This is a genomic window from Streptomyces sp. 8K308 (genome assembly GCF_004348315.1).
In the GTDB taxonomy this organism is placed as follows: Bacteria; Actinomycetota; Actinomycetes; order Streptomycetales; family Streptomycetaceae; genus Streptomyces.
Genome location: NZ_SMKC01000266.1, coordinates 1 through 9976, shown reverse-complemented (window position 1 = coordinate 9976; position 9976 = coordinate 1). Strand labels below are relative to the sequence as shown.

General features: G+C 73.0%; 10 protein-coding genes and 2 pseudogenes. 3 read left to right on the top strand and 9 right to left on the bottom strand.

Annotated features, from left to right (window positions below; genetic code table 11):
• Positions 1-297 (bottom strand): annotated as a pseudogene (locus E1265_RS27450) (hypothetical protein); the annotation flags it as partial.
• A 10-nt stretch (positions 298-307) separates the two neighbouring features.
• A complete protein-coding gene (locus E1265_RS27445) occupies positions 308-814 on the bottom strand; it encodes a SigE family RNA polymerase sigma factor (RefSeq protein ID WP_132933685.1) in 507 nt (168 codons plus the stop codon).
• A gap of 240 nt (positions 815-1054) precedes the next feature.
• Here E1265_RS27445 and E1265_RS27440 point away from each other — a divergent pair, with 240 nt between their 5' ends.
• A complete protein-coding gene (locus tag E1265_RS27440; RefSeq protein WP_132933684.1) occupies positions 1055-1486 on the top strand; it encodes an SgcJ/EcaC family oxidoreductase in 432 nt (143 codons plus the stop codon).
• Positions 1487-1510: 24 nt separating this feature from the next.
• On the opposite strand, the gene E1265_RS27435 is transcribed toward E1265_RS27440, so the two are convergent.
• Positions 1511-1984 carry a nuclear transport factor 2 family protein gene (locus tag E1265_RS27435; protein ID WP_132933683.1) on the bottom strand — a complete coding sequence of 158 codons (474 nt, stop codon included), beginning with the start codon at positions 1982-1984 and terminating at the stop codon, positions 1511-1513.
• A 112-nt stretch (positions 1985-2096) separates the two neighbouring features.
• On the opposite strand from E1265_RS27435, the gene E1265_RS27430 reads away from it, so the two are divergent.
• Complete coding sequence (locus E1265_RS27430) at positions 2097-2579, top strand: YbaK/EbsC family protein (protein ID WP_243741145.1); 483 nt, start codon at positions 2097-2099, stop codon at positions 2577-2579.
• Here E1265_RS27430 and E1265_RS27425 read toward each other — a convergent pair.
• Positions 2539-3072 carry an AraC family transcriptional regulator gene (locus tag E1265_RS27425; protein ID WP_207931229.1) on the bottom strand — a complete coding sequence of 178 codons (534 nt, stop codon included), beginning with the start codon at positions 3070-3072 and terminating at the stop codon, positions 2539-2541. The two genes, E1265_RS27430 and E1265_RS27425, sit on opposite strands and share 41 nt — an antisense overlap.
• Before the next feature lie 64 nt (positions 3073-3136).
• Here E1265_RS27425 and E1265_RS27420 point away from each other — a divergent pair.
• Positions 3137-3538: pseudogene (locus E1265_RS27420) on the top strand (aldo/keto reductase); the annotation flags it as partial.
• Positions 3539-3542: 4 nt separating this feature from the next.
• On the opposite strand, the gene E1265_RS27415 reads toward E1265_RS27420, so the two are convergent.
• The 5 genes from E1265_RS27415 to E1265_RS27395 are packed head-to-tail and all read right to left on the bottom strand — an operon-like array spanning position 3543 to position 9608.
• Positions 3543-5597, bottom strand: a complete 2055-nt coding sequence (locus E1265_RS27415) for a TIM-barrel domain-containing protein (protein ID WP_132933680.1) — start codon at positions 5595-5597, stop codon at positions 3543-3545.
• Positions 5598-5648: 51 nt separating this feature from the next.
• On the bottom strand, positions 5649-6485 hold the full coding sequence (locus E1265_RS27410) for a carbohydrate ABC transporter permease (RefSeq protein WP_132933679.1): 837 nt from the start codon (positions 6483-6485) through the stop codon (positions 5649-5651).
• 4 nt (positions 6486-6489) lie between these two features.
• On the bottom strand, positions 6490-7377 hold the full coding sequence (locus tag E1265_RS27405) for a sugar ABC transporter permease (RefSeq protein WP_165953902.1): 888 nt from the start codon (positions 7375-7377) through the stop codon (positions 6490-6492).
• A complete protein-coding gene (locus E1265_RS27400) occupies positions 7374-8579 on the bottom strand; it encodes an ABC transporter substrate-binding protein (protein WP_132933678.1) in 1206 nt (401 codons plus the stop codon). Before E1265_RS27400 ends, E1265_RS27405 begins: the two co-directional genes overlap by 4 nt.
• A gap of 45 nt (positions 8580-8624) precedes the next feature.
• Positions 8625-9608 carry a LacI family DNA-binding transcriptional regulator gene (locus tag E1265_RS27395; RefSeq protein ID WP_132933677.1) on the bottom strand — a complete coding sequence of 328 codons (984 nt, stop codon included), beginning with the start codon at positions 9606-9608 and terminating at the stop codon, positions 8625-8627.
• Positions 9609-9976: the final 368 nt, after the last annotated feature.

Genomic DNA, 9976 nt, shown 5'->3' with positions numbered 1-9976 from the left:
GTCGGGGGCTTCTGACTCGCCGCCGAGCAGCGTGCCGGGCAGCAGGAGGAGGCCGACGACGAGTCCGGAGACGACGAGGAGCGAACCGACCGCCTTCCGCGCCGCCCGGGCGCGGCGGCGGGCGCGCACCCCGGCCATGAGGCGCTCGCGGTGGCGCGGTTCGAAGGGGGCGTGCCCCTGGGGGCTGTGCATCAGCTGCGCCAGCCGCCGCTCGAACTGGTCGGCCTGGACCGCCTGTCCGGTCTGGTCTGTCTGGTCTGTCTTGTCTGTCTGTTCGGTCTGTCTCATCTGCTCCATGGCCTCTCCTTCAGCCCACCGGCTCGACGACGTCCGCCAGCAGCCGCCGAAGTCGCGCCACGCCGCGCGCGACGTGTGACCGAGCCGTCCCCACGGGGCACCCGAGAACACTCGCCACCTGGCCCTCTGTCAGGTCCTGGTAGTAGCGCAGCACCACCGCGGTCCGCTGCTTCGGCGGCAGGTGGGCGAGCGCGGACTCGAGCCGGGAGCGCTCCGTCACGGTCGCGGACACGTCGCCCGCCGTCGGCGTCTCGGGCAGCTGCTCGACGGGGCGCTCGCCCCACCAGCGCCGCCGCGCCGAGCGCGCCGCGGCCCGCGCCATCACCTTGCGGACGTAGGCCTCGGGGGCCTCGTCGGCGACCCGCGGCCAGGCGAACCACAGCTTGACCAGGGCCTCCTGCACCAGGTCCTCGGCGCGGTGCCGATCGCCTCCGCTGAGCAGCCGGGCGAGGTGCAGCAGCCTTGACCAGCGGGCCGCCACGAACTCGTCGAACTCACCGGCCCGAGCCTGCTCCATCCGCGCTGTCCTTGCTCTCGCCAGACGCCTCCGCCATGGGGAAGACACTGGCACCCGTTTCGCTATGCACCCATCGACTGTGACGCTGATCACGGTGCGGCCTGGCCGGATCGAGGGCCTCGGCCGACACCTTGAGCTCGGCGCCTTCGGTTCGGCGCGTGGAGTTCGTCGCGATGACTTCCCGCGCTGGCCGAGGTCCGTACCGGGAGGGACCCGATCGCGACGCGTGGGAGATGCGGCATGTCCGAGGACGAGCGACAGATCAGGGCGCTGGTGGAGCGGTGGGCCGACGCCGTGCACCGGGGCGAGATGGCCGGCGTGGTGGCGGACCACGCCGACGACATCGTGATGTTCGACGTGCCGCCACCCTACGAGGGTATCCGCGGCATCGACGCCTACCGCGCGACCTGGCCGTCGTTCTTCGCCTGGCAGGCCAGCGGAGCTTCGTTCGAGGTCGAGTCCCTCGACGTCACCGCAGGAGACGACGTCGCGTTCGCGCACGCCCTGTTGCGCTGCGGGACGCCCGAGGAGCTCGCCGAGCGCCCGGAGAACCGGCTGCGCCTCACCTTCGGCCTCCGCAGGGAGCACGGCCGTTGGGTCGTCGCACACGAGCACCACTCGTTCCCCTACGACCCTCGGGCCGGGGAAGCGCGGACGGACCCGGCCTCGTAGCCGCGGCCGTTCAGCCGCCGGGCGTCAGGGGCGCTCGGCCCGGCCGACGTGCTCGGTCGGACCGGCGAAGGCGAGGAACAGGGTGCGGTGGGCCAGCAGCCACTCACCGTCCACCAGCCGGAAGGCGTCCTCGTAGTGCCCGACCTGGGTGGGCGGCTGGGGCGGCAGCAGGCCGCCGGAGTGGCCGTCGACGCGGTAGGTCGTGAGATAGGAGGTGGCCGTCGCGGTCGTGGGCGAGGTGAGCGTGACCAGGATGTTCGTGCACAGCCGGCGCGACAGACGGTCGGCGGGCCGGCCGCCGAAGTAGCGGCGCAGCGCCTCGCGCCCCTCGACGCGCCGCTCGCCCGCAGGCCACTCCCAGACGCCGTCCGGGGTGAACAGCTCGGCGACCGTGCTCGGATCTCCCAGGTCGAGCCGGCGCACCAGCTCGACGACCAGCCGTTCGCAGGCGCGCTCGGCGATCAGGCGGTCCGTGGGGCTGAGGAATGCGGCGTCCATTCCCCCGTCCTACCAGGGGCGGACGGGGTGTCGGAAACCCCTTTCCCCGGCCACCCACCCGGCGGCCGGAACCGCGTTGCCGCTCGCGTCCTGGATGGCTACGCTCCGGCCCGTGACGAGTACGGATGCGACATCGGCCCTGGAGCGCGTGCGCGCGGAGCTGGCGCGGGCCGGCCACGCCGACGGAATCGTCGAGCTGGCCACCGACGTGCCCACGGCGGCCGCTGCCGCCGAGCAGTTGGGCTGCCAGGTCGGCGCCATCGCCAACAGCCTGGTCTTCGAGGCCGACGGGGCGCCGCTGCTCGTGGTGGCCAGCGGCGGCCACCGGGTGGACGTGCGGAAGGCGGCGCGCCACGCGGGGGTGCGCAAGGTCAGGCGCGCCACCCCGGAGTTCGTCTACGAGGCCACCGGGCAGCGGGTCGGCGGGGTGGCGCCGGTCGGTCATCCCGCGCCGCTGCGGACCCTGGTGGACACGGCGCTGGCCGACCACGCCGAGGTGTGGGCCGGGGCCGGCGTCGCGTACGCCATGTTCCGCACCACCTTCGCCGAACTGGTCACGCTGACCGGCGGCGAGGCCGTCGAGGTGGGGGCGTGACGGCGACGGCCTCGCGCACCCGGGCCGCGTCCCGGCCCGGCGGCAGGCCGTAGACGCCGCGGTACTCGCGGTTGAACTGGGTGGGGCTGAGATAGCCGACCCGCCGGGCGGCCTCCGTGGCCGTGGTGTCGCCGGCCAGCAGCAGACGGCGGGCCTCCTGGAGCCGCAGCCGCTTCTGGAACCGCAGCGGGCTCATGCCGGTGGCGGCCTTGAAGTGTCGGTGCGGGGTGGCGGGGCTCATGTGTGCGACGGCGGCGATCGCGTCGACGGTGAGCGGCTCGGCGTAGTGCGCGAGGATCCAGCGGGCCGCAGCGCGCACCCGGGCCACGGCCGAGTCCGGGACCGCCCACTGCCGCAGGGTGGGGCCGATCGGGCCGCGCAGCAGCCGGTAGAGGATCTCGGCCTCGATCCCGGGGGCCAGCGGCCCGATGTCGCGGGGGTCGTCGAGCAGCCGCACCCACCGGGTGACCGCGTCCACGAGCTCCGGCGGCATCGGCGCGATGGCGGGGGCCAGGGGCCGGCGCGCCGGGGTCGGGACCGGGGTCGTCGAGGCGGAGCAGCAGCTCGGCATCGGCTTCGTGCCCTACTCGCCGCTGGGCCGCGGCTTCCTCACCGGCGCGGTGAAGCCGGCCGCCGAGTACCCGGCGGACGACATGCGCAGCTGGGACGAGCGCTGGCAGCCGGGCAACTACGAGAAGAACCTGGCCGCCGTGCGCGAGCTGACCGCGCTCGCCGAGGCCAGGGGGATCACCGTCACCCAGCTGGCGCTCGCCTGGCTGCTGGCCCGGGGCGAGGACATCGTGCCCATCCCCGGAACCCGCAGCCCGGAGCGGCTCGCCGAGAACGTCGCCGCCGCGCGGGTCGCCCTCGCCCCCGGGGAACTGGCCCGTATCCAGGAGATCCTGCCGCACGGCGCGTACGGTTCCCGGTACCCCGAGCAGTTCATGCCGAGCTGGTGACGGGTCACTCTCCGACGATGGGCAGCCTGGCGCCGTCCCGCAGCAGCAGCGGGATCCGGTCGAGCGGCGCGTCAAGGACCACGGGGGCTCCGCCCGGGTGCGTCTCGCCGGTCCAGGCGCAGGTCCAGCTCGCGCCGGCCGGCAGGTAGACCTCCCGGCTGGTGGCCCCGGACTCGGTCACCGGGACCACCAGCAGGTCGGGGCCGAGCAGGAACTGGTCGGCGACGGTCCAGGCGTGGTCGTCGTCCGGGAACTCGAGGAACAGCGGCCGCATCACCGGTAGCCCCTCGCGGGCCGCGGTGCGCATCTGCTCCCCCACGTAGGGGCGGATGCGCTCCCGCACCGCGAGGTAGCGGGTCATGATGTCGTACGCCTCCTCGCCGTAGGACCAGACCTCGTTGGGGCCGCCCGTCATCGCGCCGCCCAGCGGCAGCCACGGCAGCCGGAAGCCGTGCAGCCGGAAGATGGGGCAGAACGCGCCGAACTGGAACCAGCGGACCAGCACCTCGCGGTAGGCCGGGTCGTCCGGGTCGCCGCCGTGGAAGCCGCCGATGTCGGTGGTCCACCAGGGGATGCCGGAGAGACCGATGCTCAGGCCGGCGGCTATCTGGGCGCGCAGCGCGGCGAAGTCGGTGCCGATGTCGCCTGACCAGACGGCTGTGCCGTAGCGCTGGCTGCCGGCCCAGGCGGAGCGACTGAACGACATGCCGTCGGTGTTCCCCGAGGCCGCCATGCCCTCGTGGAAGGTGCGGGCGATCTCCCTGGGGTAGAGGTTGGCCACCTCCTGGCCGTGGCCCGCGTGGTAGCGGAGGTTGGCCGGGTGGGCCGGTTTCATCTCCGGCTCGCAGGCGTCGAGCCACCACAGGTTGATGCCGAGCTCCTGGTAGTTGGCGCGGACCCGCTCCCACACGAAGGCGCGGGTGGCCGGGTTGGTGGGGTCGAGGAAGGAGACGGTGATCCGGTGGTCGGCGCCCTTGTCGACCCAGGTGGCGTGGGCCGCGGTGCCGTACTCGTTGGCGGCGAACAGGCCGCGGCGGGCCAGCTCGTCGTAGTTCTCGCTCGACTGGTTCACGGAGGGCCAGATGGAGACCATCAGCTTGATGCCCAACTCGTCGAGCTCGCGCACCATGGCCGCCGGGTCGGGCCACTCGGCCGGGTCGAACCGCCAGTCGCCGAGCCTGGTCCAGTGGAAGAAGTCGGCGACGATCACCGACATCGGCAGGCCGCGCCGCCTGTGCTCCCTGGCCACGGCGAGCAGTTCGTCCTGGGTGCGGTAGCGGAGCTTGCACTGCCAGAAGCCGGTGCCCCACTCCGGCATCTCGGGGGCGTGCCCCGTGGCGTCGGCGTAGGCGCGCAGGACGTCGGCCGGGGTGTCGCCCGCGGTGATCCAGTAGTCGATCTGGCGGGCCGCGTCGGCGACCCAGCGGGTCCCGGTGTCCACCAGCTCGACGCGGCCCACGGCCGGGCTGTTCCACAGCAGCCCGTAGCCGCGGTTGGACAGGGTGAACGGGATCGAGATCTCGGTGTTGCGCTGCACCAGGTCGAGCACGGTGCCCTTGCGGTCGAGGCGGCCGTGCTGGTGCTGGCCGAGGCCGTAGAGCCGTTCGCCCTCGTAGGCGGCGAAGTGCTGTTCGAGACGCCGGTAGCCGTGGCCGACGGGAGTGTGCACGCGGGTGCCGGGCCACCAGAAGTGGGCGCGGCGCTCGGCGAGCAGCTCCCGGCCGTCGTCGGTGCGGAGGAACCGCAGTTGGCCGTCGACGGTCAGCTCGGCGGTGACCCGGCCGTTGACGAGGCGGGCCGGCGGCACGGGGTCGGTGGGCGAGCCGAGTCCGTTGGCGAAGACCGTGCGGCCGGTCAGGTCGGGGACGGTGATCTCGGCCCGGCCGGCGGGGCGTTCGAGCAGCGCGCCCGGGATGTCGTCGCGGATCGGGCCGAGGGTGGCCCGGACCCGGACGGCGTCGGGCCCCCAGGGTTCGACACGCAACGTCTCGTGTTCGCCGGTCCACTCGAGGCCGCCTGCGTGCTCGCGGAACGTCGCGCCGGGGTCGGTGCTCGGCATGTGTGGTGCTCTCCAAGGGTGCGGTGGGGATGGTGCGGTGGGGTGAGGGGGTCAGTCCTTGACCGAGCCGCCGGTGAGGCCGACCGAGATGTACCGCTGGGCGACCACCAGCAGCACGGCGGCCGGCACCGATGCGAGGACGGCGGAGGCCATCAGCGCGTTCCAGTCGGTGGCGTTGGCCCCGACGAAGCGGTAGATGCCGACGGTGACCGGGGTGATCGCGTCCCGCGAGGTGAGGGTGACCGCGAAGAGGAAGTCGGCCCAGGAGAAGAGGAACGCGAACAGGCCCGCGGTGATCAAGCTGTTGCGGCTCATCGGCACGACGATCCGCAGGAAGGTGCGCCAGGCACCGGCGCCGTCGAGCGCCGCCGCCTCGACCACCTCGGCCGGTATCTCCCGGAGTTGGGCGCGCAGCAGCACGGCGGCGAACGGCACGGACAGCGTGGACTGGGCGAGCATCAGGCCGATGGTGTTGTTGAGCAGCCCGATCTCGCTGTACAGCTCGAAGAGCGAGTTGGCCTTCACGATGCCGGGCAGCATCTGCACGATCAGAAGCACGAAGAGCAGCAGCGCCGCGTACCGCAGCCGGAACCTGGCCAACGCCCAGGCCAGCGGCGCCGCGAGGGCCAGCGTGATCACCACGTTGCCGCAGGCCACGAAGAGGCTGATGACCAAGTGCCGGCCCTGCGAGTCGAACGCGGCGCGGTAGCCGTCGAGCGTCGGGTGGTCGGGGAACCAGCGGGGCGGGATGCTCAGCAGCTCGTGGCTCGGCTGGAGCGAGGCGTTGAACATCCAGTACAGCGGGAAGAGCAGCACGCCGACGATCAGCAGGGCCAGCAGGGTCAGGCCCCAGCGGCGGGCGGGTGCCGTGGAGTTCAGTGCGGACATGGGGCTACCTCCCGGCCTGCTCGCGGCGCACGGCCCGCAGGTAGACGAGCGCGAACAGCATGGCGATGACGATCAGCACGTTGCCGACGGCCGCTCCCTGACCGAAGTGCAGCTGAGTGAAGGAGAGTTGGTAGGACCAGGTGGACAGCAGCTGGGTGGCGTCGGCCGGCCCGGCCTGGGTGAGCACCATGACGACGTCGAACGCCTTGACGGTGTAGACGAGTCCGAGCATCAGCACCACGGAGGTGACCGGGCGCAGCAGCGGCCAGGTGATGTGCCGGAACCGCTGCCAGGCGCCGGCCCCGTCCAGCGCCGCAGCCTCGTAGAGCCCCGGCGGTATGGAGGTGAGGCCGCCGTAGAGGATCACCATGTTGAAGGGGATGCCGATCCACACGTTGGCGATGACGACGGCGGCCATCGCGTGGTCCGGGCTGACCAGCCACGGCACCGGGTCGTCGATCAGCCGCAGGTTCAACAGGACGTGGTTGAGCACGCCGTAGTCCTGGTCGAGCAGCCAGCGGAAGACGGTGCCTGAGACCAGCAGCGGCAGCAGCCAGGGCAGCAGGAGCAGGGCGCGCAGCACGCCGGCGAGCGGGAAGTGGCGGCGGAAGAACAGCGCGAGGCCGAGGCCGATGGCGAACTGGAAGGCCAGCGAGGCGACGGTGAAGACGAGGGTGTTCCACAGGGTGGTCGAGAACAGCTCGTCGCCGAGGACCGCGGCGTAGTTGTCGAGGCCGTTGAACGGGGCGCCGCCGTCGTAGAAGGACGTCACCGTGTAGTCCTGGAAGGACATCACGACATTGGCGACCAGTGGGTAGCCGAAGAACACGGCCAGGTAGAGCACGGCCGGCACGTAGAAGCTCAGCCTGGCCAGGCGCGGGGTCATCGTCATGATGCGTCGGCAGCCTCTCGCTGGGCCCGCGCCAGGGCCTCGGCCGGGTCGAGCTGCCCGGTCGCGACCCGCTGCAGCGCGGTGGATATCGCCTGCGACACGGCCGGGTAGCCGGTGCCGAGGTCCACGGTGCGGGCCTCGGCGCTCGGGGCGCTGGCCACGAACGGCGCCAGTTCTGGCTGCTCCTCGACGAGCCGCGCAGCGATGTCCGGGTGGGCCGGCACGTCGGCGCGCAGCCGCGCCCACTCGAGCATGTGCTCGGGCGACAGCACGCAGTCCAGCAGCTCGACGGCCCGCTCTTGCCGCTCGCCGCGCGGCACGGCCCAGGTCTCGCCGCCGAGCGGGGTGGCGGGCTGGTCGCCGGCGTTCGGGGTGGGCAGCGGCACCACGCCGTAGTCCAGGTCCTCCTCGGCGTCGAGCGCGGCGAGCTGCCAGGAGCCGTTGATCATCATCGCGGCGTGCCCGCCGACGAACTGCTCGGCGACGTCGGACTGTTGCCAGTTGAGTGCCGAGGAGGAGACGGAGCCGTCGGAGAAGAGCGAGGCCCAGAAGGTGAGGGCGGTGACGGCCTCCGGCGAGTCGAGGTCGGTGAGTTCGGCGCCCGCGCCCCACAGGAACGGCTCGAACTGCCAGGTGCCCTCCTCGGTGCCGATCGCCGACAGCGCGAGGCCGTAGCGCGAGCCCTCGGTGAGCGCGGCCGCGGTCTCGCGCAACTCGTCCCAGGTGGTGGGCGGTTCGAGGCCGGCCTCGGCGAAGACGCCCCGGTCGTAGAAGAGCGCGAGGCTGTTGACGCCGGGGGCGACGCCGTACAGCTCGCCCTGGTAGCTGCCGGCCGCGAGCACGCTGTCGTAGAAGCCGTCGGTGGCGACGCGGCCGTCGAGCGGCAGCAGCGCCCCGGTCGAGGCCAGCTTGGCGAGGTCCGGGTTGTCGCTGAGGACCAGGTCGGGGAGGGTGTCGGCGGCGCCGTCGCGGAGCAGCTTGGGCACCAGTTGGGAGCGCGGCATGACCTCGCGCACCACGGTGACGCCGGTCTGCTCGCCGCAGGCGCGCAGGATCTCGGTGAGCGCCGTGTTGCCGGGCTCCGCGGTGTAGTAGTCCGCGACCGTCAGGGTGTTGGGCCCGGTCTGCGCGGTGATCAGGCCGCAGCCGGGGACCGTGACCAGCACGGCGGCGGCTATGGCTAGCGAGCGGTGGGCGGGCATGGGGCGTCCATGGGTTCGGCTCTCGTCAAGGTGCGGTCGGGGGTTTCAGTCGGTGCCGCGCTCGGCGGGCGGCGCGGTGCTTCCCCTGGCGGTCAGTCGGGGGGAGAGCAGCACGGGGGCGGTGCCCGGGCCCCGCTCCGTCACCAGCAGGTCCATCGCGGTGGCGGTCATCTCGGCGGCGGGCACCGCGACGGAGGTGAGCGGCGGGGTGCCTGCGGTCGCCACGGCGTCCGAGCCGAGCACCACCACGGACAGGTCCTCGGGGATGGCCAGGCCGTAGCCGCGCAGCAGCGGCGCCAGGTGCGGGGTGGCGGCCTCGTTCTGGACGATGAGCGCGGTGGCGCCCGGTCGTTCCTGGAGCACCCGGGTGAGGGTGCCGGCGGTGCCGTCCCAGTCGCCGTCGGTGGGGCGGTGGGTGAGCCTCACGCTCCTGGCGGCGGCCCGTTCGAGCGCGCCGGCGACCGTGCGCTCGGCGAAGCCGGCCCGCCGCCGGTAGGCGGCGGGCGGGGCGCCGAGCATGACGACCTCGCGGTGCCCGAGGTCGGCGAGGTGGTCGACGCACAGCCGACCCGCGGCCCGGAAGTCGAGGTCGACGCAGGCGAGGCCCGCCGGGTCGCGCGGCAGGCCGAGCAGCACGGTGGGCACCGGCAGCCGGCGGACGGTGTCAAGACGCGGGTCCATGACCTCGATGTCCATCAGGATCAGCCCGTCGAGCAGCGCGGCGTCGAGCAGTCCGTGCTCGGCCTCCTCGGTGAGCAGCAGCACGTTGCGGCCGTGGCGGCGGGCGGCGACGCTCGCGGAGAGCATGAACTCGGCGAGCAGCGGCCGGTGCGTGCCGTCGTCGACGCGCAGCGCGAGGCCGACGATCCCCGCCCGGGCGCCGTGCGGCGGCCGGTAACCGAGGCTGATGACGCTGTCCAGCACCCGCTGCCGGGTGGGCGGCGAGATGGGCCGCTTGCCGCTGAGCACGTAGGACACGGTGCTGACCGCGACGCCGGCGTGCCGAGCGACCTCGGTGATGCTGACCATGCCCTGCCTCCTCTCAGGCGCGCGAACCGGCGTCGAAATCCTTCGACGACGACTCGGGGCGACGTTCGCTCCGCGCGCGACGTCGGCGACATTAGGGCCGGTTAAATGGGCTGTCCATACCTTCGGGAGGGTTTCGACGGATTTCGATGCCGGCCGGTTTCCGGCCGCGCGGCGGAAGACCCGGTTGGTCGCTCCGACGTCCGGCCGGTCAACGGTCACGCGGGGCCGGTGGTGAGGATTTCGTCCTCCTGACGGCCCGTTCTGTCAGGGATCGGATAGGGCGAGGGGGCACCGGGCGTGGCGGTCAGGGCGGGTCGGAACCGGCGGGCGGCGGCGGGCGAGGATCCGGTGGTCGCCCTCTACCAGGA